Annotated in this window: 24 protein-coding genes and 1 riboswitch; of the genes, 6 read left to right on the forward strand and 18 right to left on the reverse strand. The window is 44.3% G+C overall.

Features of this window, described 5'->3' with window-relative positions:
• Positions 1 to 148 precede the first annotated feature (148 nt).
• The 3 genes from DWZ38_RS06940 to DWZ38_RS06950 all read right to left on the reverse strand — a co-directional run bounded on the left by DWZ38_RS06940 (position 149) and on the right by DWZ38_RS06950 (position 4,169).
• The gene (locus DWZ38_RS06940) at positions 149 to 931 is read right to left on the reverse strand and encodes a LytTR family DNA-binding domain-containing protein (RefSeq protein ID WP_117851180.1); all 783 of its coding nucleotides are present in this window, start codon (positions 929 to 931) and stop codon (positions 149 to 151) included.
• Positions 932 to 1,085: 154 nt separating this feature from the next.
• On the reverse strand, positions 1,086 to 2,876 hold the full coding sequence (locus tag DWZ38_RS06945; protein ID WP_117851182.1) for a S8 family peptidase: 1,791 nt from the start codon (positions 2,874 to 2,876) through the stop codon (positions 1,086 to 1,088).
• Between the two features lie 111 nt (positions 2,877 to 2,987).
• Positions 2,988 to 4,169, reverse strand: a complete 1,182-nt coding sequence (locus tag DWZ38_RS06950) for an MFS transporter (RefSeq protein WP_117851184.1) — start codon at positions 4,167 to 4,169, stop codon at positions 2,988 to 2,990.
• Between the two features lie 132 nt (positions 4,170 to 4,301).
• Between DWZ38_RS06950 and DWZ38_RS06955 the strand changes: the two genes are divergently transcribed.
• On the forward strand, positions 4,302 to 5,231 hold the full coding sequence (locus DWZ38_RS06955; protein WP_117851186.1) for an AraC family transcriptional regulator: 930 nt from the start codon (positions 4,302 to 4,304) through the stop codon (positions 5,229 to 5,231).
• A 75-nt stretch (positions 5,232 to 5,306) separates the two neighbouring features.
• Here the strand turns inward: DWZ38_RS06955 and DWZ38_RS06960 are convergent, their stop codons facing one another.
• The gene (locus DWZ38_RS06960; RefSeq protein WP_117851189.1) at positions 5,307 to 5,930 is read right to left on the reverse strand and encodes a carbohydrate-binding family 9-like protein; all 624 of its coding nucleotides are present in this window, start codon (positions 5,928 to 5,930) and stop codon (positions 5,307 to 5,309) included.
• A gap of 234 nt (positions 5,931 to 6,164) precedes the next feature.
• Between DWZ38_RS06960 and DWZ38_RS06965 the strand changes: the two genes are divergently transcribed.
• Positions 6,165 to 6,695 (forward strand): hypothetical protein, encoded by a 531-nt coding sequence (locus DWZ38_RS06965; RefSeq protein WP_117851192.1) that lies wholly within the window; start codon positions 6,165 to 6,167, stop codon positions 6,693 to 6,695.
• Positions 6,696 to 6,824: 129 nt separating this feature from the next.
• Here DWZ38_RS06965 and DWZ38_RS06970 read toward each other — a convergent pair whose 3' ends face one another.
• From DWZ38_RS06970 to prfB, 11 genes are all read right to left on the reverse strand, one after another.
• Positions 6,825 to 7,439 carry an NUDIX hydrolase gene (locus DWZ38_RS06970; RefSeq protein WP_021925687.1) on the reverse strand — a complete coding sequence of 205 codons (615 nt, stop codon included), beginning with the start codon at positions 7,437 to 7,439 and terminating at the stop codon, positions 6,825 to 6,827.
• Between the two features lie 15 nt (positions 7,440 to 7,454).
• Entirely contained in the window at positions 7,455 to 8,090 is a 636-nt protein-coding gene (locus DWZ38_RS06975; protein ID WP_021925688.1) for an ECF transporter S component, read from the reverse strand.
• A gap of 180 nt (positions 8,091 to 8,270) precedes the next feature.
• Positions 8,271 to 8,407, reverse strand: a riboswitch (FMN riboswitch).
• A 64-nt stretch (positions 8,408 to 8,471) separates the two neighbouring features.
• On the reverse strand, positions 8,472 to 9,380 hold the full coding sequence (locus DWZ38_RS06980) for a mechanosensitive ion channel domain-containing protein (RefSeq protein ID WP_347519061.1): 909 nt from the start codon (positions 9,378 to 9,380) through the stop codon (positions 8,472 to 8,474).
• A gap of 74 nt (positions 9,381 to 9,454) precedes the next feature.
• On the reverse strand, positions 9,455 to 9,718 hold the full coding sequence (locus DWZ38_RS06985; protein ID WP_021925690.1) for a DUF1294 domain-containing protein: 264 nt from the start codon (positions 9,716 to 9,718) through the stop codon (positions 9,455 to 9,457).
• Position 9,719: 1 nt separating this feature from the next.
• Positions 9,720 to 11,879: a Tex family protein gene (locus tag DWZ38_RS06990; RefSeq protein ID WP_117851194.1), complete on the reverse strand. Its 2,160-nt coding sequence runs from the start codon at positions 11,877 to 11,879 to the stop codon at positions 9,720 to 9,722.
• Between the two features lie 75 nt (positions 11,880 to 11,954).
• Positions 11,955 to 12,830, reverse strand: a complete 876-nt coding sequence (locus DWZ38_RS06995; RefSeq protein ID WP_021925692.1) for a DUF975 family protein — start codon at positions 12,828 to 12,830, stop codon at positions 11,955 to 11,957.
• A 99-nt stretch (positions 12,831 to 12,929) separates the two neighbouring features.
• On the reverse strand, positions 12,930 to 13,817 hold the full coding sequence (locus DWZ38_RS07000; protein ID WP_021925693.1) for a DegV family protein: 888 nt from the start codon (positions 13,815 to 13,817) through the stop codon (positions 12,930 to 12,932).
• Between the two features lie 19 nt (positions 13,818 to 13,836).
• Positions 13,837 to 15,045 (reverse strand): aspartate kinase, encoded by a 1,209-nt coding sequence (locus DWZ38_RS07005; RefSeq protein WP_117851199.1) that lies wholly within the window; start codon positions 15,043 to 15,045, stop codon positions 13,837 to 13,839.
• Between the two features lie 22 nt (positions 15,046 to 15,067).
• Positions 15,068 to 16,285 (reverse strand): homoserine dehydrogenase, encoded by a 1,218-nt coding sequence (locus DWZ38_RS07010; protein ID WP_117851201.1) that lies wholly within the window; start codon positions 16,283 to 16,285, stop codon positions 15,068 to 15,070.
• 7 nt (positions 16,286 to 16,292) lie between these two features.
• Positions 16,293 to 16,745, reverse strand: coding sequence for an ACT domain-containing protein (locus tag DWZ38_RS07015; RefSeq protein ID WP_117851203.1), 453 nt, complete (start codon positions 16,743 to 16,745; stop codon positions 16,293 to 16,295).
• Positions 16,746 to 16,796: 51 nt separating this feature from the next.
• Positions 16,797 to 17,922 (reverse strand): peptide chain release factor 2 gene (gene prfB, locus DWZ38_RS07020; RefSeq protein ID WP_117851324.1). Its coding sequence is split into 2 segments (ribosomal slippage): positions 16,797 to 17,846 and positions 17,848 to 17,922, totalling 1,125 coding nucleotides; the frame shifts between segments, so codons are not numbered across the junction.
• Between the two features lie 320 nt (positions 17,923 to 18,242).
• Between prfB and DWZ38_RS07025 the strand changes: the two genes are divergently transcribed.
• Both DWZ38_RS07025 and DWZ38_RS07030 read left to right on the forward strand, forming a co-directional pair.
• On the forward strand, positions 18,243 to 18,617 hold the full coding sequence (locus DWZ38_RS07025) for a NusG domain II-containing protein (RefSeq protein ID WP_021925698.1): 375 nt from the start codon (positions 18,243 to 18,245) through the stop codon (positions 18,615 to 18,617).
• 4 nt (positions 18,618 to 18,621) lie between these two features.
• A complete protein-coding gene (locus tag DWZ38_RS07030; protein ID WP_117851205.1) occupies positions 18,622 to 19,107 on the forward strand; it encodes a Gx transporter family protein in 486 nt (161 codons plus the stop codon).
• A 168-nt stretch (positions 19,108 to 19,275) separates the two neighbouring features.
• On the opposite strand, the gene dapF is transcribed toward DWZ38_RS07030, so the two are convergent.
• A complete protein-coding gene (dapF, locus tag DWZ38_RS07035) occupies positions 19,276 to 20,124 on the reverse strand; it encodes a diaminopimelate epimerase (protein ID WP_021925700.1) in 849 nt (282 codons plus the stop codon).
• A gap of 178 nt (positions 20,125 to 20,302) precedes the next feature.
• Between dapF and DWZ38_RS07040 the strand changes: the two genes are divergently transcribed.
• Complete coding sequence (locus tag DWZ38_RS07040; RefSeq protein WP_117851208.1) at positions 20,303 to 21,172, forward strand: AraC family transcriptional regulator; 870 nt, start codon at positions 20,303 to 20,305, stop codon at positions 21,170 to 21,172.
• Positions 21,173 to 21,380: 208 nt separating this feature from the next.
• Here the strand turns inward: DWZ38_RS07040 and secA are convergent, their stop codons facing one another.
• A complete protein-coding gene (gene secA / locus DWZ38_RS07045) occupies positions 21,381 to 23,957 on the reverse strand; it encodes a preprotein translocase subunit SecA (protein ID WP_117851211.1) in 2,577 nt (858 codons plus the stop codon).
• Positions 23,958 to 24,185: 228 nt separating this feature from the next.
• Between secA and DWZ38_RS07050 the strand changes: the two genes are divergently transcribed.
• A complete protein-coding gene (locus DWZ38_RS07050; protein WP_117851214.1) occupies positions 24,186 to 24,806 on the forward strand; it encodes a 4'-phosphopantetheinyl transferase superfamily protein in 621 nt (206 codons plus the stop codon).
• Between the two features lie 128 nt (positions 24,807 to 24,934).
• Here DWZ38_RS07050 and raiA read toward each other — a convergent pair whose 3' ends face one another.
• Positions 24,935 to 25,462 (reverse strand): ribosome-associated translation inhibitor RaiA, encoded by a 528-nt coding sequence (raiA, locus tag DWZ38_RS07055; RefSeq protein ID WP_021925704.1) that lies wholly within the window; start codon positions 25,460 to 25,462, stop codon positions 24,935 to 24,937.
• Positions 25,463 to 25,617 lie beyond the last annotated feature (155 nt).

The raw sequence follows: 25,617 nt of genomic DNA on the forward strand, positions 1-25,617 counted from the left end.
AAGCTCAAGTCTTCTTTACTGTAAATCTTGGAAAATATAAGTAGAAGTTACTTAATATATAAATAATATAATATAATATCGTTTTATTCCAGTCAATAAACATGGAACAAAACGACATCCAAACGGCTTAAAACGACATATTTTTTAGTTATTTTGTACGATTTTTCAGGTATGTATTCCACATTTTATGGATATTGTTACCACTGTCAACTGCCTTAATCGTATCCAGATCAAACAAGATACAGCCACAATGACCCTTAAAAGTAGGAAAACAAATTACTTTCAGGTTTCTGTCTACTTCCGGGCTATAATCCATAAGTTCCAGTACTTCTCCATAAAGTGCCGAACGTTCATAACTTCGCAGCCATTTCGGGTCCATATTGGCAAACAGACTTCCAAAAGATTTTCCAAGCAGCTGATCCAGTGAAAGCTTTTCTAATTTGGCGAGTTCCTGATTTGCGTAACGGAAAATCCAGTCTACCGCATGGCTTTCTTCATTAAATACCATTTCTATGTCCGTAAATGCAATGGGCAGATATTCAAAAGAACTATAATGACGGCAATATTCTTCTTTCGTAGCAGGAATACCTTTTTTTCCCAAAGCATTAATCATTTTTTTCTGCTTTTCCTGAATCTCAGTCACTATTTGTTTTTTCTTGCGAACAGTATATGGCAATTCTTCTCCATTGCTGAGATTTACCATATCTGTCACTTCGTGAACAGCTTTTACTGACACAATACAGCCTCTATGTACTTTTACAAAATCTTCCTTCAATAGTCCTTCCAGATCTTTCAAAGCAATACGCGTCTGGTATACTTTCCCTCCGACAATATGAATCACCGCAATTTTTCCGTTCATTATAATATAAAGAATCACATCCGAATTCAAAGTTATATTTTTTCTATCTGAAATTATATTAATAATTCCCATTTTTGTTATCCTCACATCCAGCTTTGGTATTTGGTTTTTCGAAATTCAAAATCAGGCAAGTCAATATAGCGGTTACTTAGTATTCACTGTACTAGTTTTACAACACTTATTATATCATTTTCCTCTGATAATAGTTGTAATAATTTTGCATTTTTCATATTTTAGGGAGACTTTGTGCTGTACATAATGCTCCCCACCCAACCATATCATCCGGATATCTTTCAATTCCCGGCAATGGTCTGGCGCCACGACGGAGATAGGCTTTTAGTTTTTCTCCATAGAGGTAGGGATCATTGCCGCGGATAATTCCCCATTCCATCAATAAAGCTGCAGCTCCGGTTACGAATGGGGTGGAAAAGGAAGTACCGGAAAAGCGTGCGTAGCCTCCGCCTGCTCTGGGGGCAAGAATGTCAACACCTGGAGCAGTCAGATCCGGTTTTGGGTAGGGAAGGTTACAGCTGCCACGGCCGGAGAAGTCCGCATAAGCATTTAATCGGGCATCATAGGCACCTACACTAATTACACGGCGGGCAGTGGCCGGAATAGTCAGGGTACCCTGGGCACGTGGCAAATAAAATGCAGTACCAGGATTTAATGTTTTTCCACCTGGCAGCCAAAGAAAATATTCCCCATTTTTAATATTTCCTGCCACAAGAATGATTTTCCAGACACCGCTGTCTATATAGCTGCTTTGTTGTATTCTCAATGGATCTGCCTCATCCTTCACAAGAAAATCCACATAAATTTCCTGAGTCACATGATAAGGCGCAGGTTTTCCATAATAGATGAGAAGCTCCGTATTTCCAAGGCTCCAACGCTGGGCACCTAATGCTTCCTTCAATGGTCCAACCCGTTCCCCGGAAGGATTTTCCAAATAAATTTCCATCTCATCTTCGTAATCTTTCCACAGCTGTATGTTCAGATTTGGCTCAAATGGACCTACTCCAAGCTCAATTTCCTGGATTTCCCCGGCAGAAAGTTTTCCACCGCAATGCAGTGCATCGCTTCCGTTATTCCCCATTCCTACACAAATTGCAAGCTTTCCCATGCTCGATACGCTATCCAGATAAGTTTCCAGCAGGGAATCTCCTCTGTGTGAGCCATAGTTATTTCCAAAACTTAAATTGATTACCATTGGTCGTCCCATAGCCAGTGCCTGCCGCACCAGATAGTCTACTCCCTGCATAAGCTCTGTAGTTCTTGGAAAAGAATCCTGTCTTGGAATTCCCATTTTCACAACCAGAAGGTCACTTTCATATGCCACGCCCCGGTTCACTGCGCCACGGGAAAAATCGCTGCCTGCAGCTACTCCAAGCACAGCTGTTCCATGACCGCTTCCATCTTCAGACGGAACAAGGCGCCTCCCCTCTTGTACAGAAAGGGACAGCGCCTCATTGATTTCCTCATTCGTATATTCAGTTCCTGTTGCATATCCCTTCGGCGGATTACCGGGAATGCCCTGATCCCACAAACGCAATATCCTGGACTTTCCATCTGCTGTGAGAAATGCCAGATGGCGGTAATCCACACCAGAATCCACAATTCCAACCAGCACGCCGCGCCCTGTCAGCTGTAGATTTCCCGGCTCATTGCGCTGTACCTGGGTAATACAGCTTGCCTCTTTTGAAAAAAAGTCTTCAAAATACAGACGGGTGGGCTTTTCTATAAATTCGATCTGGGGCCGCCTGGAATATTCGTCCAATATACTTTCGGGAAGCGTCACAATAGCGTATCCTCCAAGGAGGGAGACCACGGAGATTCCGCTTCCGCCTAGCAATGCCTCAACAGAATCCTCATCTTTTCCCACCTCACTATACTTCACAATAATTTCCCACTTTCGTGTTTGTTTCTCATACCCCACATTCAGATTCCGGGATTTCTCTCTTTCCTCTTCTGTAGCATCCAGCGCAAGGTTTAAAAGATTATCCAGCTTCTGATCTGGCATATTCCCTCCATTTTGCATCGTATGCATGCTCATAGTGTATACTCATCTTTAATTTACGCCAATCCGCTTTAAATAATGCCTCAGCCTTCTTATTACATTTTTAAATACCAGTTATTTTTCCTCTGCTTTCACCTTTCCAAGCAAAAAAACCATTATCAGCAGCACCACTGGGAAAATCAGTCCTACGCCCATACCTATGCGGATATTATCTCCGGTATTCTGGGTGACACGGCCGACGATTCCAGGCCCTATGCTGCCTCCAAGATCTCCTGCCATGGCAAGAAGGGCGAACATGGCGGTTCCGCCTGCCGGAAATTTCTTAGAGGATATACTAATAGTACCCGGCCACATTATTCCAACGGAAAATCCACAGACAATACAGCCAATAAGTCCTGCTGCCGGATTGGAGGACAGAGATGCAAGAAGATAGCAGAATACGCATAAAATTCCGGAGCCTGCCATAAATTTCATCAGATCCATTTTATCTCCGTATTTTCCAAAAATCACACGGCTGATTCCCATCGTAATGGCAAACATACAGGGACCAGCCAAGTCTCCGATGGTCTTGGACAGTCCAAGTGCCGCCTCTGCATAGGCAGATGCCCACTGGGACATGGACAGCTCTGATGCCCCGGAACACACCATCAGACACACAGCAATCCAGAACACAGGCTTACGAAACAGTTCCCCGATTTTCATTCCTTTCCCTTCGTCCACCAGATGCTTGATAGGACAAGTAGCAAAATTGTAAACATTAATGGTTGGAACGATTGCCCACAAAACTGCCAGCCACTTCCAGCTGTCCATTCCAAAAACTGCGAAAAACAGGGTGGAAACTGCAATGGTTCCCACAGACCCCCAGCAATAGAAGGAATGAAGAAGACTCATAGTTGCCTCTTTATTTTCGAAAGGACACGCTTCCATAATGGGACTGCAAAGCACTTCAATCAGTCCGCTTCCAACAGCATAAACAATAACACTGATGATAATTCCCATAAAAGGATCTGGCAAAAGCTCCGGAAGAAATGCCAGCCCAACCAGTCCTAAAGCGGAACTGATTTCAGAAGTCACAATGCACACACGATATCCGATTTTGTCTACAAACCGGGCACAAAACAAATCTATCAGCAGCTGGGTAAAGAAAAAACAGGTGGAAATCAATGCAATATTTCCAAGGGAAATATGATAATCTGTGTGAAATTTCAGAAACAGCAGCGGTGCAAAATTGGCTGCTATAGCCTGGGTAATAAAACCCAGATAACAGGCTCGTTTGGTTTTTTGGTAATTTGGCATGATTGGTTCTCCTTTTTTCTTCTTTGAAGAAGATTTTTGTCTTATTGGATTATATTATATTTGATTGTATTTTTCATTGGATTATTTTCGATTTTTATTGTATAATATCGTAAAACAAAGGATAAACCAGATATGAAAGAAACCAACGTATATACCAAAATTGTTACAGACGAAAATTTAATGGAGACCCAGTCTCACGGAAGCCAGGACTATCCCTTTCGCTACTATTATGAACATTTAGCCCAGTTTGATTTTAACTGTATAGACTGGCACTGGCATACGGAGCTGGAATTTGTATATGTTCAATCCGGGACCGTAACTGCCTGGATTGGGGAAAAGCAGCTGGAACTGCCAGCAGACAGCGGCATTTTTATTAACTCCAAACTCCTTCACCGTTTTTCCTCTCCTGAGGATGCTGTCATCCCAAACTTTCTCTGCATGCCCTCTTTTCTTGCAGCTACAGACAGCTATATCTACCAAAACTATGTGAAGCCTATCGTTTCATCAAATATTCCTTTTTGGACTTTCCACAGGGAAATTTCCTGGCAATCCAGAATTCTGGATCTTATGAAGCAAATTATTTCTGCACAAACTTCCGGTTCTTCCTGCCATCTTCTGACCGCATCCCTTATGCAGCAGCTCTGGCTGGAAATATATGAACATACAGACCTTTCCACTACATCGGAAGTCACTGGGCAATTCTCTGTAAACCGTGCAAGGCTCCAGCTGATGATGCAGTTCATTCACGAAAATTACAGAAGAAATCTTTCCCTGGATGAGATCGCCGCACAGTCTATGATCAGTAAAAGCTCTGCACTAAATCTTTTTCGGAGCTATCTTCACATCACGCCGGTTAATTATCTCATAAACTATCGGCTGAAACAGGCTGCCCTTCTGCTTTCCCATACAGAGAAAAAAATCAGCACCATTTCAGCCGAAACTGGTTTTCACAATGTAGATTATTTTTGCAAAGCCTTCAAAAAGCACTATCAGGTGACCCCTAGGGAATATCGAGAAGAAAAGCGGGAACTTGTCAAAATGTCTTGCATCCTGAGTTTTTGAGCCAAACTTGTAAGTTTCCTGTCCTTAATCCATAACATCAAAACCAGGGCTGCTTGTACTCCTCCAATGGTGTTGTTATGCCATCACTGCCTCTGCGAAGCAGACCGGCAGGTGAAAATCAGGTTTCTCACTTTCAATGGGAGAGTAGCTTCCGAAATGCAGAATTTCCTCTGACTCTGAAATTTTATAGAAATTACAGTAAAAGCTTCTGCCCTTTTTTATTTCTTCAAAATCACAGATTTCTTTGAGATATTCTTCCGGGAAAAGTACCTCCAGATACCATTTATTCTCTTCTACAGCTGCCTTCACACCAGTCATGGCAAACTGCTCTTCGCTAATGGAGCATCTGCTTTTTCTCCCGCGTCCATAATTGGCAAGCATTGCACCGTTTGCATTGATCTCAAAATTTGTATACATACATTCATTTGAAAGTGCCTGGTTTTCCTCTGGGAAAGCAAGAAAAATTTCCATTGCACTATCTGTATAAACCGGATCATTGTGCCTGTAATACCGTCTGAGAGGATTTTTTTCTTCGCAAACCATTTTCACAAACAGTCCTTCCCCTTCCACATATCCCATCCATCCGTAGACAAGTGGGCTCTGTTTGCTGTTCCACATATATTGATTAATAAAGAACTTTTCACAATGTTCAATCTGCTCTTTTCGTTCTATTTTTTTCACATGATATTGTAATCCCATAACCATCCTCTTTTCTATATTTTTATTAAAGCCATTGCACTGTTATAAAACCTGTTTAAATATACTTCAGTATACCATATTTCTACTTCCATTTCCGCTGAAAAAGGAATTGTTTTAGATTATATTTCCAAAATATGCTCTATATCTTTTTTACATTTTTTGCTGCAGATATGTTATAATGGGGACGTTGATTGAATAAAACAGTTTTGAACATACTTATGAGGTAAAATACTTATGAAATACAGAGATGAATTTCGCATTGCTTCCACAGCCATTTTGCTTAGCGTGGCTATGTTTGGAATTTCCGTGGTAGTTCCAAAGGAGAGCCGGGTTCCTACAGCCAAGACTACTTTGGTAGAAGCACCTGAGACAGCTGCCGAAGCAGAAGCTGCTGCCGAACAAACAGAATTTCCTATTTATAACCAGGAAAGCAACTATGATACTTCTTATGACAACAGCCAGGATTACTATGAACCTGATACTTCCGGTGACAGCTCAGATCCTGCAAACAGCGGCGATTCTTCTGGCAGTGATCAGATCACTTATCCTTCTGAGGATACCGGTGATGGCTCCGGAGATACTTCCGGAGGGGATACTTCCGGAGGAGATGCTCCTGCGATTCCGGATTACACAGAGACTCCCGGCGATGGCTATGAGCCAAGTGAAGATAACAACTGGGATTATGTAGCCCCTGGTGCTGACTCCGGAGCAAATGGTTCTGACGGTTCAGACAGTGCCCAGCCGGATATGGAGGTTTATGAATAGCGTCGTTTCAATTGCATAATAAGAAAACAAAATCCCCGGGGATTTATTTCACGAAGCATTCCAATTTTGTTCAGCTTCTGAAAACTCCCGGGGATTTTTTAATTTACAATCTAATGCTAAGATATATCATCATTTTATTTGATTCAAAAATGCAAATGGCTCCTTATCTTCCAGAAAATGCATCAGCATATAGGCAGTCATGATTGCCACATTCTCCTCCTGTAAAATACGCTTCACTTCTTCTTTATCCGCAAGAACAACTTCAATCTCCTCTGTAGCCTCCTGAGCCTTGGAGCTGATCTGACCGCTGGCATATCCGTACACAGTCGCACAGGATTCATCTGTCATCCCTACCGTGGTAAAATAAGGCTTCTGATAGGCCTCTGCTACCGGAATCGGTTCCAGCTTTAAGCCTGTTTCCTCGTACATCTCACGGACTGCACCCTCATGATAATTTTCATCTGGTTCTACCAGTCCTGCCGGAAATTCATAAATATAATCTCCCAGCGTGTAGCGATACTGCCGAATCAATACCACCTTGTCGTGGTTTTCTCCGTAAATACTGTAAATAATTACGCCATCTGGTTTGTTTTTGCGGGTTACAAGCTTCAGGCTCTCCACATCTCTGGCACGGGATGCCACGAAGTAATTCACAGGTGTGTTATGTACACTGGTTGCCTTTACATTATAAAGGTTTACATAACGGTTATCTGTCTGCTTGGTAATGCTGTTGATTTTTCCCATAGGAACCTCTTTTCATCAGTCACCGCGAAGGATTACACGAATTCTTTTATAAATAAAGAATACGATCACTGAGGTTAATGTGTATTTAAATAAGTTAAATGGCACAAGAATCATAATTGCAAAGGTAAGAAGGTTCGTAACACCACTGTGTACTGCTGCGCCCATCTCGATAAATGCCTGAACCGGCATTCCAAATGCCTTTCCGTATGCCGGAAGAAGAACAAATGCATTTATAAAGCATGCAAGGATAGTGGTAAGAATTACACCAACTGCCATTCCGGCAACTGCATGTGTTCTTGTTTTCTTATGCTGGTAGCGGTAGATCAGGCCTGCCGGAATTACATAAGAGCAGCCAAAGATGAAGTTCGCCACATCTCCAACACCTGCTGTCATAGTTCCTTTGGTTACCAGATGAACCAGAATCTTCACCAGCTCGATCAGCATGCCCGCTACAGGTCCCATTGCAAAGGAACCGATCAGTGCCGGAATTTCGGAAAAATCCAGCTGGTAAAAGGATGGAGCAAGAAAAGGAAGCGGCACCTCAAAATTCATAAGTACGCCGGCCACAGCACCTAACATTGCTACCTGGGCAATGGTTCTGGTTCGGCTTCGTTCCATTACATTTCCATTTCTGATTACTTGTTCGCTCATACTCGTCACTCCTTAAATTATAATATTTAAAGAAAATTTCTGCAAGTATGCGAATAGAAAATCTTAGGATCTTTTCCAGCACTGCAGCAAGCAGCTATTTCCATCCACACAAAAAGCCCCGGAATTTCTTCCGGGGCAATGAGTACGTACAAATAAATATCAACTTATCTGATCATTCTGCGCGTTCTTCTCTCATCCAGACTTTACTGTCGGTTTTGGAATTTCACCAAATCAGCCGCCTAAGCGGGTCGCGGACTATACCGCCGGTAGGGAATTTCGATATTCAAGTTCTCGATCACCCTGCCCCGAAGAAATTTTCTTTATTCATGTGGATTATACAATAGAAAAACAATAATTTCAAGAAGAAGTAAAAATATTTTTTTATTCTTCCGTTCTTTTCTCCACCACATGCACATCCATCTGGGGATAAGGAATTCCAATTTCGTTAGCATCGAATGCTATTTTTATTTTTTCATTCAGGCGCCATTTGATGTTCCAGTATTTCTCTGTAGGGACCCAGACCCTAAGCCCCAGGACCACTGCGCTGTCTCCCAGTTCATCTACAAACACCTGCATCTCCTTATCTGACTTTGTGCCGGGATCCTCCTGCAAAATGTGATAAAGAAGCTTTTTGGCTTTTTTAATATCGGAATCATAGGAAATCCCTACTTTAATTTCCAACTTACGCAAAGCCTGGGCAGTTACATTAATGATAGTACTGTTGGACAGCCTGCCATTTGGAATGATCACATGCTTATTATCTACTGTTGTAAGGGTTGTATAAAACATCTCAATTTTATACACTGTGCCTTCTGTACCACCTGACTGGTCCTGAATAATGTAATCACCTACCTGAAAAGGTTTAAACAGTAACAGCATTACACCACCTGCCAGATTTTCCAGTCCTCCCTGAAGAGCAAGACCAATCGTAACACCGGCAGTTCCAAGAAGAGCCGCAACTGAAGATTCCTTCACGCCAAAATAAGTAGCAATATTAAAGATCAGAATCAGATATAACAGGAATTTTCCGAAGGAGCAGATAAACTGGGCAACTCCCTTATCTACGCCAGCCTTTTCCATGGATCTTTTTGTTATTTTCAGGAACCACTTGATCAGCTTTGTTCCTGCATAAAAAGCAATAACTGATAAAACCACCTTCATCCCGAACTCGATTAAATCCGGAATGTGTCCATTAAAGTAAGCCTTGAGCTGACCCATATTGAAATTGACCTTATCTACGGTTTCCTGTACCGTTTCCTGAACTGCATTTTCAATTACCTGTTCTTCCAAATTATCATCTCCCGCTTCTCATCGTCAAACGTTTTCCACAGGCATCGGCCTGCTTCCACTTGTTTATCCACCGCTTACTGTACCATTCTCCACAATATCAGCTGAACTGCCAGAATCAGCGGCACACCCACACGAAATTTCCACTTTCTGGTCTTATGATGAAAAAACTGCATTCCCAGAATTGCTCCCACAGAACCACCAAGGGCAGCTACTGCAAGCAGCTGGGCTTCCGGAATTCTCCACTGCTTTCGGATTGCCTTTTGCTTATCCACTCCGTACATGCCAAAGGCAATCAGATTGATAACAGTCAGATATACGGTCAATACATTCTGTATCATTTTATTTGTTCAGACCTTTCATGGAAAGACTGATGCGGTTCTTTTTCTCATCCACGCCAAGTACACGTACTTCCACAACGTCTCCTACGCTTACTGCTTCCAGAGGATGCTTAATAAACTTCTCACTCATCTGGGAAATATGCACAAGTCCGTCCTGATGCACTCCGATATCCACAAAGGCACCAAAATCAATTACATTACGGACAGTTCCTTTCAGAACCATGCCCTCCTTCAGATCCTTGATATCAAGAACATCAGTACGAAGGATTGGCTTTGGCATCTCGTCACGAGGGTCGCGGGCAGGCTTCTCAAGCTCTTTTACAATATCCTGAAGTGTAATCTCACCAATTTCCAGCTCTGCTGCCAGCTTCTTGTAATCCTTAATTTGTCTTCCAAGTCCTGCCAGCTTTCCTCCTGCAATATCCTCTGCAGAATATCCCAGCTTCTCAAGAAGACGGGATGCAGCCTCATAGCTCTCCGGATGTACACTGGTGGCATCAAGTGGATTGGTTCCGCCTGTAATACGCATGAAGCCTGCACACTGCTCAAATGCCTTCGGCCCTAGCTTAGCAACCTTGAGAAGCTCTTTTCGGGTAGTAAAGCGACCGTTCTCTTCTCGATAAACAACAATATTCTTAGCTATAGCTTTGGAAACGCCGGAAATATATTCAAGAAGGGATGCAGAAGCTGTATTTAAATCTACACCAACTTTATTTACAGAATCTTCTACTACTCCGGTCAGTGCCTCGCCCAGCTTCTTCTGGTTCATATCATGCTGATACTGACCTACACCGATAGATTTGGGATCAATCTTAACCAGCTCTGCCAGCGGATCCTGCACACGTCTTGCAATAGAAGCTGCACTTCTTTGTCCTACATCAAAATTAGGGAATTCTTCTGTTGCCAGCTTACTTGCTGAATAAACAGAAGCACCTGCTTCATTTGTAATGACATACTGAACTTTTGCCTCCGGGATTTCCTTAAGCATGTCCACGATTACCTGCTCAGATTCTCTGGAAGCCGTGCCATTTCCCACAGAAATCAGAGAAATGCCATATTTTTTGATCATTCCCTCAACAGTATCCTTAGCAGCACGGATTTTTTTCTCATTGGTAGGTGCTGTTGGGTAAACAACAGTGGTATCCAGTACCTTTCCGGTAGGATCTACAACTGCCAGCTTACATCCGGTTCGAAAGGCCGGATCCCAGCCAAGTACAGTCTGTCCAGCGATTGGAGGCTGCATCAGAAGCTGCTCTAAGTTTTTGCCGAAGACTTTGATCGCGCCGTCCTCTGCCTTCTCTGTCAGGTCACTTCTGATCTCACGTTCAATTGCAGGGGCGATCAGACGCTTGTAGCTGTCCTCTGTTACTTCCTTAAGAATCGGTGTGGTAAACGGGTTGTCGCGGGTGATTACCTGTTTCTCCAGGTAACGGATAATATCTTCTTCTGGAGCTGCAACTTTGATGGTAAGGAATTTCTCTTTCTCACCGCGGTTCAGCGCCAGCACACGATGGCCGGCAAGCTTCTTCACCGGCTCCTCGAAGTCATAGTACATTTCATAAACAGACTGTGCCTCAGGATCCTTTGCCACCGAGCTGATAGTTCCCTTCTTTGCGGTCAGGTCACGGATATGGATTCTGTAATCCGCCTCATCGGAAATATGCTCCGCAATAATATCCTTTGCACCGGCAATAGCCTCTGCCACGGAAGCTACTTCTTTTTCCTCGGATACAAAAGCCTCTGCTTCTTCCTCGATGGACTTATTTGTCATCTGAAGCATAATGATGTTTGCCAGTGGCTCAAGGCCTTTTTCCTTGGCAATGGTGGCACGGGTACGTCTCTTCGGACGGTATGGGCGGTAAAGATCCTCCACAACAACCAGGGTCTGGGCGGCAAGGATCTGCTCCTTCAGCTCTTTTGTCAGCTTGCCCTGGTCCTCAATGCTGGAAAGAACCTGTTTCTTTTTGTCTTCCAGATTGCGCAGGTAAGTCAGTCTTTCATTCAGATTACGAAGCTGCTCGTCATTTAAGGTTCCGGTAGCTTCCTTTCTGTATCGAGAAATAAAAGGGATGGTGTTTCCCTCATCAATCAGTTTCACAGCAGCCTCTACCTGCCATTTTTCCACCCCAAGTTCCTGGGTGATCACCTGTAAAATATCCATTTTTCAATCTCCTCTTGTTGCTTGTCTTACATTTTCCGGAATTTTTGATACTGCAAAATACTTCTGCAGCATCTTTTATGCTTCCGAATTATAATCATCCTCACGGTCATTCCTGTAACCGCTTTGATTCTCCGAATCATATCCGTTTCCCGGATCATCACTGCCTGCATTGTATCCATTATAAAAGCTGCCGCTTCCGCCATAGTACCCGTCTCCCGGCAGTCTGTGATCCAGCTCGCCGTTCAGATCCCGGTAAAAGGTAACCAGCGACATCTCCATATACGGCATGATCCAGAACAGTGCAATATAAAAAGTAAATACAGATAAAAACAAAAGCGGGACAAAGCTGAGATTCAGCTTGATATATCTCCACATATTGCCCTTCATCAGGCGTGCACTCTCTTTCAGCCCCTGAATTCCCCCAAGATCCGGATCATCTGCCATCAGAAAATAGGTCATGGCAAACGGAATGGAAATCAGGAAATTCAGCAAAGTGCTGACTGCCAGAAGTACGAATATAGTAGAAAACCACTGAAGCTGTTCCTCCACTGTTAGTCCCGGATCTGTGGTATAGCTTACATAATAGTAGGGAATGGCTGTGATCACCTGGATCAGTGCCAGCACAAATCCGGCAATGATGACTCTGTCTGGCTGATTTCGGAAAAAATATCCAAGATCACCCAGTGAGAATTCTTTTCCTCTGGAAATATTCAGAAGCATATATCCAAATCCTGCTGTTATGATACCCACGATCAGAGATACAACCAGCAAAAACACCTCACTCAGAACAAGATCAAGCACTGAAGTTCCTGAGAACAGCGTTGTAGACAGGATCGTTCCCAGCATATTCAAGCCGTATACTGCCAGAAGTCCTAAAATAACAGTACCTAAATGTCCCTGCAGTGCCATTTTCGCCTGCTGCTTTATCTCCTTTGTTCTTCTTTTTTTCATAATGATCATTCTCCTTTGCAGTGAAACAGCAAGCCGGGATTTTAGTACATCCCGGCCTGAAAATCAGAGCGTGTTTAAAATTGGGGAAACAGTCCCCAACTATGCAGTTCTCTTGCTTCCCCAGAAAAACAAGGCCACAGTGCCTGGACCTGTATGGCTTCCAATGGTAGTTCCAATGCTGTTGATCTCAACCTTTCCGTTAAGCTTAGGAAAACGCTCCTCTACCAGTCTTGCAACTTCTCTTGCATCTTCAATGCAGGCAGACTGAGAAATATAGCATTTACCGGAGTAATCAAGACCACCCTCTGCATATTCTTCCATTTTGTCCACAATAGCACGAATCACTTTTTTCTTGGTACGAATCTTATATCTTGGAATCAGTCTTCCCTGATCATCCATATTCAAAAGCGGACAAATATTCAGCATTGTGCCAAAAAATCCGCTTGTTTTGGAAATACGGCCTCCTCTGATGTAGAAGGTCAGATCTGTGGAAAAAAACCAATGATGCAGATTCAGTTTATGCGCCTCTGCCCACTGATAAACCTCTTCTATGGTTTTGCCCTCATCCCTCAAATCTGCCAGGCGATCCATAAGAAGTCCGTATCCGGAAGATGCCCCAAGAGAATCCACGATCAAAATTTTCCTGTCAGGATATTTTTCAGACAACTCTTCCCTTGCAATATTTGCAGAATTTACAACTCCGGTAATACCAGAGGACAGGCATACATGAAGAATATCCTTGCCTTCTTTAAGAAAGCCTTCAAAATACTCTGTAAATTCATCTGCGTTTATCTGGGATGTCTTGGTCGTGGCACCATCCTGCATTGCCTTGTAGAACTGGTCAAATGGCATAGACTGCCCCAGATCATCTGCATATTGTTGGCCGTTCAGCTCATAATGAAAGCAGATATAGGAAATATTTCTCTTGGCAAAATGTTCTTTTGTAAGATCTGCTGTAGAACAGCAGCTAATCACATAACTACTCATATTTCCCTCCCTTTTTGCATCAGTCTGCAAGACCAAATGCATCATGAACCGCATTCATGGCGCGGACACCATCTTTCTCGCTAATCAGAACCGTAATACGGATCTCAGATGTGGAGATCATGTTGATGTTTACGCCCTCATTATAAAGGCTCTCAAACATTTTTGCAGCTACTCCCGGATTACTGAGCATACCTGAACCTACAATGGAAAGCTTGGCAATGCCCCTTTCTGAATGAAGCTCTTTAAAGCCAAGGCGTTCCTTATGCTCTTCCAGAGTGGCAACCGCATCCTCCAGATCATCTTTATTTACTGTAAATGAAATATCTTTAGTTCCTGAGCGTCCAATAGACTGCAGGATAACATCTACATTTATATTTTTCTTTGCAAGAGTATCAAATACTTTAAATGCAACACCAGGCACATCGCGAAGACCCAGCACTGCAATTCTCACAGCATCTGTATCCAGCGCAACGCCGCTGATCAACATTCTTTCCACGCTAACTACCTCCTTAACTACCGTTCCTTCACTGTTATTCAGGCTGGAGCGGACCACAAGGGGCACTCCGTATTTCTTTGCCATTTCCACAGAACGGTTGTGAAGCACGCCCGCTCCTGAAGTCGCCAGATCCAGCATCTCATCGTAGGTGATTTCTTTAAGCTTTCTGGCAGTTGGAACCTTACGCGGATCGGCTGTGTATACGCCGTCCACATCTGTATAAATCTCGCAGGCGTCTGCATGAAGTGCTGCTGCCAGCGCCACTGCTGTGGTATCAGAGCCGCCTCTTCCAAGAGTAGTATAATCGTCATACTTATCTACCCCCTGGAAGCCTGTGACAATTACGATTCTGCGTGCATCTAGTTCACGGCGGATGCGCTCTGTATCGATTCTTTTCAGTCTTGCATTCTGATGGCTGCTTGTAGTATGCATGGTCACCTGAAATGCATTCAGGGAAATGGCAGGAACGCCAAGTGTATGCATGGCCATAGCCATCAGAGATACAGACATCTGCTCTCCAATAGTAAGCAGCATATCCATTTCACGCTTAGGCGGTCTCTCGTCCATATCACGAGCCTTACTGATCAGCTCATCTGTATATTTACCCATGGCTGATAAAACCACCACTACGTCATTTCCTTTTTTGTATTCTTCGATACAACGATTTGCAACATTGAACATACGCTCCTTGTCTGCTACAGAAGTACCTCCGAATTTCTTAACGATCAGCATAGTTTTTCCTTTCACAAAGGGGTCAGTCTTTTACACGGATCATTCCAAGTACATTATCACCAAGTGCCTTAACCCGCTCTTTATACTCGCCCTGTGTCATAAGTCCGGTAATAAAGCCAAACTCTTCCGGAAGTGCATCCGGCTCAATCACTGCATCCACTTTTCCAAATGCCTTGTCCACATCATCCAAAGAGGTATCTTTTACACGGACAAAGAAACGTCCCTCTACAGAATCCGGATCCATAAGGGTCATCTCTTCATTGCTCCAGTTAACAGGAATTGTATCGTGAAGATGTCTGGAAGCCTCCACAACGTCAGCAACAACTGCACTTGCAGTAGGAAGCTTGCCTGCTCCGCTTCCGTAGAACATAGCATCTCCCAGCATATTTCCATGAACGAAAATACTGTTGAACACGCCGTTTACACTGTGAAGAGGATTATTCTTTCCTACCAGGAATGGTGCCACAAGTGCATAGAAGGAATCTTCTCCAACTCTCTTGCTGGTACCAAGAAGCTTAATATTTCTTCCTATCTCCCTTGCATATTCCATATCCTCTGGTGTGATTTTTGTAATTCCCTCTGTATAAACCTTCTCAAAATCCAGGAATCTGCCATATGCCAGTGAAGAAAGAATTGCTATCTTACGGCATGCATCCTGTCCTTCCACATCAGCGGTTGGATCTGCTTCTGCATATCCTTTCTCCTGGGCTTCCTTTAATACGGTATTAAAATCAGCTCCCTCTGTATTCATTTTATCCAGCATATAGTTGGTGGTTCCATTAAGAATTCCGGTAACTTCATCAACCACATCTGCTGTAAGAGAACTGTTCAAAGCACGGATAATAGGAATTCCGCCACCGCAGCTTGCTTCAAAAAGAAAGTTAATCTCTTTCTCTTTGGCAATTTCCATAAGCTCCGGTCCGTATTTGGCAACCAGTGCCTTATTGGAAGTACACACGCTCTTGCCAGCTTCAAGGGCTCTCTTTGTAAAATTATAGGCAGCACCTGTTCCGCCCATAACTTCCACTACAATATCTACTTCCGGATCATTTACGATCTGTTCAAAATCATGAACAAGAATCTCCTCAACCGGATTCCCTGGGAAATCACGAAGATCAAGAACATATTTAATCTTAATTTCTTCCCCGGCTCTTTTGTTAATGGTTTCATGATTCGTACGGAATACTTCTACTACGCCGCTTCCAACTGTGCCATATCCTAACACTGCAATATTTATCATCTGTCCGTTACTCCCTGCCTAAAATTTTCAAATAATGGATTCCTTCCATCTGCTCAATATCGTCTACCATAGCTTCTGCATCCCCCTCTCCCTGAAGGATCTGCACACTTAAAGTAAGAGTGGCAATTCCGCTGATGGGAATACTCTGATGAATAGTCAGAATATTTCCGTGATTCTCCGCAATCGCCCGAAGAACATTGGATAAAATCCCGGGTTCATCATCCATCTGTATAATAAATGTGATTGTTTTTCCTTTGGCTTCTTCATGAAAAGGGAAAATATCATCTTTATATTTATAAAAAGAACTCCGGCTGATTCCAACAGCATCTGCTGCTTCCTGAACAGTAGCCACACGCTTTGATTCCAGAAGCTTCTTGGCAGCTACCACATTCAGCAGCACCTCAGGCACAGCCCGCTCTCTTACTACAAAATACTTGTTCTTATCTGTTGTCTTTGGCATTCTGCGCTTCCTTTTCCGCTATGAACTGTACCTGGCAGCTGCTGTTCTTACTTATTGTTCTGCCGGTTTCTTCGCAAGTGCGATCCATTTCAGATATGCATTGATGAAAATATCAATTGCACCGTCCATAACTGCATCTATATTTCCGGTTTCCTCGTTGGTACGGTGATCCTTGACCATGGTGTATGGCTGCATAACGTAAGAACGGATCTGGTTGCCCCAGCCGATGTCGGTTACCTCACCGCGGATTCCGGAAAGCTTGGCCTCTGCTTCCTGCTGCTTCAGAAGATACAGCTTGGCTTTCAGCATCTGCATAGCCTTGTCTTTATTCATATGCTGAGAACGCTCATTCTGACACTGTACCACGATTCCCGTTGGGAAATGGGTGATACGGATCGCAGATGAGGTCTTGTTGATGTGCTGTCCGCCGGCACCGCTGCTTCGGTAGGTATCAATTCGGATATCCTCGTCGTTGATCTCTACATCCAGGTCTTTCTCAATATCCGGCATTACATCGCAGGATACGAAAGAGGTCTGACGCTTTCCAGCTGCGTTGAACGGGGAAATACGGACCAGACGGTGAACACCTTTCTCAGACTTCAGAAGTCCATATGCGTTCTCTCCGTTTACCTGGAAAGTAACGGATTTCACACCAGCTTCATCTCCATCCAGATAGTCCAGTACTTCGATGGAAAAGCCCTTGCGCTCAGCCCAGCGTGTGTACATACGGTACAGCATGCTGCACCAGTCGCAGGCTTCTGTTCCGCCGGCTCCTGCATTCAGCTTAATGATGGCATTCTCGCTGTCATACTCTCCGGAGAGAAGAGTCTTCACGCGGATGCTGTCAAACTGAGCCTGGAACTCGGTTAACATTTCCTGGATCTCCTCGATCATGGACGGATCATTTTCCTCATAGCTCATCTCGATCAGGGTCTCCATATCTTCTTTCTGGGTGATCAGATTCTGATAGGTTTCCATGTCGTCCTTCATGCTCTTTAATTCTTTCATTTTCTTCTGGGATACTTCTGCATTGTCCCAGAAATCAGGCGCTTCCATTTCGCGCTCTAATTCTTCAACCCGCTTTTCCTTGTTAGCCAGGTCAAAGTGAATCCCTCACTTCCACTAATGGTTCTGTGTATGTTGCAAGAATGCTCTTGAACTGGTCTAATTCAACCATAGCTTCACCTTCTTTCTTATATTTCTCCAACAATGCCGCCCACTGGATACAAGGTTTCTTCATGCCTTTTCCCGGCGGCACACAGACTTTCAAACTATACAATAGCATATTTGAGGCAGAATTACAATAAAAAGCGGCAGTGCAGGACAGACTGCTGCAACATTTTCTAAAAACAGGCCTTACTATGACTTGAAATATGAAACTTTTTCTTTTATCATGGATTTGTACAGCAACGATTCCATACTGACTGCATCTATGCAGGAGCTTCACTTTCGCTGTACCGGTATGTATTCGAAATTTTGAAAAATGAGGTAGCTTATTTGAAGAAAAAAGAATTTATATTTATCGGGGCGCTTCTGGCGGTTTCGGTTCTTCTTTGTGTTTATGTGTATGTGCTTCCCCACGTGAAATACGGGTCCATCCAGATTACAGTGGATGGGGAGCTTTACGGTACTTATTCTCTTGGGAAAGACCAGGTGATTGCCATTGGGGATACCAATGTGTGTGAGATCAAAAACGGGGAAGTGAAGATGACAGAAGCCAACTGTCCGGATCATCTTTGCATGAAGCAGCCGGCAGTTGGAAGTGCGGGTGGGTATATTGTATGTCTGCCTAACAAAGTAGTAATTCAGGGAGAGGGAGAGGGCGATGCAGATCCACAGGATTCTGATGGTGGATTTGACGCTGTAGTATAGGATTATGGATCAGAAGAAAACAGCTTATCTTGGGTTGTTTGCGGCGATTGCGATTATTTTTGGATATGTGGAGTCGTTGATTCCGTTTTTCGCGGGGATTCCGGGGATGAAGCTGGGGCTTGCCAATCTGGCAGTGCTTTTTGTGCTGGAGCGGTATACCTGGAAAGAGGCGGCGCTGGTTTCGCTGGTGCGGATTTTTGTTGTTGGATTTCTGTTTGGAAATGGATCCAGTATTATGTATAGTCTGGCGGGGGCAGCTCTTAGTCTGGCTGTGATGGTTTTTGTGAAAAATAAGGTGGGATTCGGGCATCTGGGCGTGAGTGTGGCTGGAGGTGTTTCCCATAATATTGGACAGCTGATGGTAGCGATTCCGGCGACGCATACGGTTGGGCTGCTGTATTATTATGCGCCGGCACTGATGGTGTCGGGAGTTGTCACGGGGCTGCTGATTGGGGTGCTGACACGCGAAGTGCTGAAGAGGATTCCATGAATGAATCGTCCCGTACGCATCTGGGCCTGGCATATTCCACGCTGGTCGGCGCGCTCTTAATGACCAGCTTAGGAATATGCCAGACCCAGATGCTGTGTGTTGAATAAAAACTTGGGACTATACTTTAGTTCTTATATATCTGATAGAAAATCTTTTTTCAAATCTGTCTTAAGAGAAAAAGCTCTCTGCTACACTTACATCTGCAATGTATCCAACCGTTCCTGTCATGAAAATGGTTCCGTCGTCTTTGATGTCGATCTGGATCATGCCGCCTGGCTGGTTTACGTTGATGCGATTTTCCATGAGGCCTTTTTTGTATGCGGCAATGGCTGCTGCGCAGCTTCCTGTTCCGGAAGCTTTGGTGTAACCGGAGCCGCGCTCCCAGATTTCGATGTCCAGGTTGCCCTTATCGATCTGGCGGCAGATCTGTAAGTTTACTTTTTCCGGGAATTCCTCTGCATTTTCTACATATGGTCCAAGTTCTTTCACTTTCTCAGGTGTTACCTGATCCATGAACAGAATGCAGTGCGGATTTCCTACGGTGAGACAGGTTGCCTTGTATTCTTTTCCCTTAAAGGTGAACGGCTCGTCGATCACCTCGCGGATTTCTCCTGTTACCGGAATTTCTTTGGAAAGGAAAGATGCCTTGCCCATGTTCACACGGAATTCCGTTGCTCTGGCGTTTAGGCATTCTACTTCGATGGTTCCGGATAAGGTTTCGATGGCGAATTTTTTCTCTTTCACATATTCATTGTCCATGAGGTATTTTGCAAAAATGCACACACCGTTTCCGCTGATGGCAGCCTCGCTTCCATCGGAGTTGAAAATGCGCATTCCCATTTTTCCATTTATTTCAACTGGACCGTACAGAACACCGTCTGCTCCAAGTCCGAAGCCGCGCTGGCAAAGAAGAGCAATTTTTTTGCCCTGAAGCTGCAGCTGGTTTTTGTTTGCGTCAAGCACCAGATAATCATTTCCAAAGCCCTGATATTTCGTCATGATAATGCTGTCTCTCATTGTTTTATTCCCCTTCTTATCAGAATTTTGATTTCCGTCACGTTTTTATCTACTATCTAGTATATCGTTTATTTTTCCAATGTATATAGGAGAAATTGCGGATTATATTGCAAAAAATGCAATTTTGTGGTTGTGCCAGGAAAGCTTTTGGAATAAAATAAGAAAAAGGAGTGAGAGCATGCAAAACAAACCATTAGATACCTCCGAAATTTCCATAGCATCGGCTGCTGAGATTTCTACAGAAAAAACCGGATATCTGGATCAGGAATTCCGGCTTTTTCATATCAAGGATCAGACCAAGCGCACCTTCGCCTACCATTATCATGATTTTCACAAGGTCATCATCTTTCTGTCCGGCAAGGCAGCTTACCACATTGAGGGAAAATCCTACTATCTGAAGCCCTGGGATATTCTTCTTGTGAACCGGCATGCCATCCACAAGCCGGAGATTGATTTTTCCGTTCCTTATGAGCGTTTCGTGCTTTGGATCCGGGACGATCTTGCCCAGACTGACCTGCTTCGCTGCTTCCAGAAGGCCATCGACCGCAGCTTCAATCTGATCCGTCTGGACTCTGGCACTCAGGAAAAATTAAAGCAGCTGCTCTACGAACTGGAGGCCGCCCTGAAGGATGAAAAATTCGGAAGTGATCTTCTTGGCACTGCCCTTTTCACCCAGTTCATGGTTTATGTAAACCGCATTTTCCTGGAGAAGCAATACATCTACGACACCCGCTCCTACAGCAGCGACTCCCAGATTGAAGAGCTTCTCCGCTACATCAACCACAATCTGACCGAAGACCTCTCCATCGAAACCCTTGCCCGGAAATACTATCTCAGCAAGTACCACATGATGCGCAAATTCAAAGAAGAAACCGGCTACACCATCCACAACTACATCGTAAGCAAGCGCCTGCTCCTTGCCCGTACCCAAATTGCCGAGGGAACCCCCGTCTTAAAAGCAGCCCAGCTCAGCGGCTTCTCCGACTACACCACCTTCTCCCGCGCCTACAAAAAGCAATTCGGCTCCGCCCCCAGCCAACTACAGTAAATTAGTAAATTGCTTTTTTTCCTATTCTCATTACCAGTAACCAGCGGCTTTACAATGTATATTCATGTAGCCGTGCATTTCAGGAACGCTGCGACGCACGGCGGTGAATATACATTGTAAAACCGCGTCCGGGAATCTAAATAAATAAAAAGAGCGACTTTCCAGATACATCTATTCTCCAGAAATTCGCTCTTTATTTTATACGAAATTAAACATTAGCTGTTTTTCTGCCGCAGCACTGTTTGTATTTCTTGCCGCTTCCGCATGGGCACGGATCGTTCGGGTAAACCTTGATTTCTTTACGCTGAACTGGCTTGCGGGCACTGGAATCGTCCTTGTTGGTTCCGGTAACCTTAGCAACCTGCTCACGCTCAATCTTCTGCTCAACATGAACATGATACAGCATTCTGACTGTATCTTCCTGAATGGAAGTAATCATGCTGTTGAACATATCAAATGCAGCCATCTTGTACTCAACAACCGGATCTCTCTGGCCATAAGCAGTCAGGCCGATACCCTGGCGAAGGATCTCCATATCATCAATGTGATCCATCCACTTGCTGTCAATACTCTTCAGAAGGATGACACGCTCAAGCTCACGCAGCTGCTCCGGCTCCGGGAACTCAGACTCCTTGGCTTCATAAAGCTTCACAGCCTCTTCCTTAATAAGATGCTTCATCTCATTCTTTTTCTTGCCTTTTACTTTCTCAGGAGTAAGAGGCTCGATCGGGATGATCTGGCGAAGAACGGTATTGAACTCGTTCAGATCCCACTCTTCTGCATCCACATCATCAGAAAAGCACATATCCACTGCATTGTCTACAATATCTGTGATCATCTTGTAGATGGCATCGCGCATGTTCTCTCCATCAAGAACCTGACGGCGCTCCTTGTAGATGATCTCACGCTGCTCATTATTTACCTGGTCATAATCAAGAAGATTCTTACGGATACCAAAGTTGTTGAACTCAATCTTCTCCTGTGCCTTCTCAATAGCATTGGAAAGCATCTTGTGCTCGATCTGCTCGTTCTCTGCAACTCCAAGGGAAGTAAATACCTTCATCAGACGCTCGGAACCGAACAGACGCATCAGGTCATCCTCAAGGGAAATGTAAAAACGGGATTCTCCCGGATCTCCCTGACGTCCGGAACGTCCACGGAGCTGGTTATCAATACGTCTGGACTCATGACGCTCTGTACCGATGATCTTCAGACCGCCGGCAGCTCTTGCCACGTCATCCAGCTTAATATCTGTACCACGGCCTGCCATGTTGGTTGCGATGGTAACGGCACCTGCCTGACCAGCCTGTGCTACGATCTCAGCCTCAAGCTCATGGAACTTGGCATTCAGTACATTGTGCTGGATTCCTTCTCTCTTCAGCATACGGCTGAGAAGCTCGGAAGTCTCGATGGTGATGGTACCAACCAGAACTGGCTGCTGTTTCTCATGAGCTTCCTTAACGGACTGAACAACCGCGTTGAATTTCTCCTTCTTGGTCATGTATACCGCATCATCTAAATCCTTACGCTGAACAGGCTTGTTGGTCGGAATCTCAACAACGTCCATTGCGTAGATATCACGGAACTCCTTCTCCTCGGTAAGGGCAGTACCGGTCATACCGCCTTTCTTATCGTATTTGTTGAAGAAGTTCTGGAAGGTGATGGTTGCAAGAGTCTTGCTCTCACGTTTTACCTTAACATGCTCCTTCGCCTCGATTGCCTGATGAAGTCCGTCAGAATAACGGCGGCCCGGCATAATACGTCCGGTAAACTCATCGACGATCATAACCTCGTCGTCTTTTACAACGTAATCCTGGTCACGGTGCATCAGGTTATGGGCACGAAGTGCAAGGATAATGTTGTGCTGGATCTCAAGGTTCTCCGGATCTGCAAGGTTCTCAATATTAAAGAATTTCTCAACCTTCTTCACACCCTGCTCAGTAAGGTTGACAATCTTGTCTTTCTCATTTACAACGAAGTCTCCGGTCTCAATAACTTCCTCGCCCATGATAGCTGCCATCTTGGTCATCTCATGGCTGGCTTCTCCACGCTCCAGCTGCTGTGCAAGAATATCGCAGACCTCATACAGCTTGGTGGACTTGCCGCTCTGACCGGAAATGATCAGAGGGGTACGCGCCTCATCAATCAGGATGGAGTCGACCTCATCGATGATACAGTAGTGAAGATCACGCTGTACCAGCTGCTCCTTGTAGATAACCATGTTATCACGAAGGTAATCGAATCCAAGCTCGTTATTGGTAACATAAGTAATGTCGCAGTTGTATGCTGCACGGCGCTCTTCCGGCTTCATATCGTTCAGTACAACGCCAACGGTAAGACCAAGGAATCTGTGAACCTGTCCCATCTCCTCAGCATCACGCTTAGCCAGGTAATCATTGACAGTTACAACGTGAACGCCCTTGCCTTCCAGCGCATTCAGGTAGGATGGAAGTGTGGCTACCAGGGTCTTACCTTCACCAGTCTTCATCTCAGCGATACGTCCCTGATGAAGAACGATACCACCGATCAGCTGTACCTCGAAGTGCTCCATTCCAAGTACTCGCTTGGCAGCCTCACGGACGGTAGCAAATGCCTCTGGCAGAAGGTCATCCAAGGTTGCTCCTTCTTCCAGACGTTTCTTATATTCTCTTGTCTTACCGCGAAGTTCTTCGTCGGTTAATTTCTGCATTTCAGGACGCAGGTCTTCAATTTTCTTAACGAGAGGCATGATACGTTTAACCTCTCTCTGACTGCGGCTTCCGAAAACTTTTGAAAACATGTTCATTTAGCTCTTAACTCCTGTCTATATTTTTAGATGTCATATTGTGGAATATGACGGATTTCTTTTCCTGTAATATTATACAATTTGTTTAACATACCAGCCTATTTTAGCACTTTTTCCGTAGGAAAACAATAAATATTTGATGAACAAACTATGTCTGAAAGGTTTTATGGAAAATAATATGGTATACTAATGGAAATCAGATGAATTTTTTCAGGAGAATTTGGACAAATGATCTATCTTTTCGAGGAACTTGATATTTTTTCACAAGAACAGCTGGAACGGTGCCTTCCTCTGCTGCCCCCAAAACGAAGGGAATATGTGCTGCGATTTAAGCAGGCTGCAGATCAGAAGCAGTCCGCGGTGGGCTGGCTTCTTCTGGCTTATGGAATGAGGCAGGAATACGGAACGAAAAAAATTCCGGATTTCCAGAAAACCGCCTCAGGAAAACCTTTTTTTGCCGGGAAAAATATGCCCTTTTTTAATCTCAGCCACAGCGGATCCTTTGTGGGCTGCGGACTGCACAGGGAAGAAATCGGGCTGGATATTCAGAAGCTGACGCCTGCTAAGCCATTCCTTGTGCAAAGGGTCTGCACGGATGAGGAACAGGCATCTGTGAAGTCTGATCTTAATTTCTGCCGGATCTGGGCCATGAAGGAAAGCGTGGGAAAGCTGACCGGGGAAGGGATTACGAGCAGCTTCCGGGATATTCTGGTGCTTCACCCGGAGATTCATACCCGTGCTATTCCCCTGGAAAACGGCGCCGGATTCCTGGCCTACAGCACTTATAGCGGACAGGAACTGCCTGTTATGAAAGTATCTGCGAAGCAGCTGCTGGCAGAGCTTTCGTAATTCCCTGCTTCAGAGCAGTTTTGAAAAAGTCCGTCTGCAAGCTGCTTTGAGTAAAAAGTCCCGGAAGCATAGCCTCCGGGACTCTCATATTTCCTCTATTTAATTTTCAATTTAGGAAGCTGTTGTCCTTAATCTTCCGGCTCAATCAATCCATAGGTGCTGCCTTTACGTTTGTAAACAACATTCACCTGATCGGTCTCTGCATTGCAGAATACGAAGAAATTATGTCCAAGAAGCTCCATCTGAACACATGCATCTTCCGGATACATAGGCTTGATATCAAATTTCTTGGTACGGATAATCTTAACTTCCTCATCCTCCTCATATTCCTTATCCAGGTATGCCTTCTGGAAGCTGGCTGCTGCCTGCTGCTTGTCTACAATCTTGTTCTTGTATTTCCTGAGCTGACGTTCGATTACTTCCTCAACAAGGTCGATTGACACATACATGTCGTTGCTGACCTGCTCGGAACGGATGATGTTGCCCTTAACCGGGATCGTCACCTCAATTTTCTGTCTTTCTTTTTCTACACTAAGAGTTACGACAACTTCAGTGTCAGGAGTGAAATACCTTTCCAGTTTACCGAGCTTGTCCTCAACTGCTGTACGAAGCCCGTCTGTCACTGTGATGTTCTTTCCGCTGATAATGAATTTCATGCTTCCATCCCCTTTGCTGTTTGATGGCTATATTATAACACATTAATTCAGAAATTAACATCATTTTCTGAAAAAATTACGAATTTTTTCACAAACTTGCCGGATACTTTTCCAAAAGCAGCGAAATTTTCGCTCACTTGTAATTTTCCCACTCT

The sequence above is a fragment of the Ruminococcus sp. AF31-8BH genome (assembly GCF_003460605.1).
Classification (GTDB): Bacteria; Bacillota; Clostridia; order Lachnospirales; family Lachnospiraceae; genus Blautia_A; species Blautia_A acetigignens.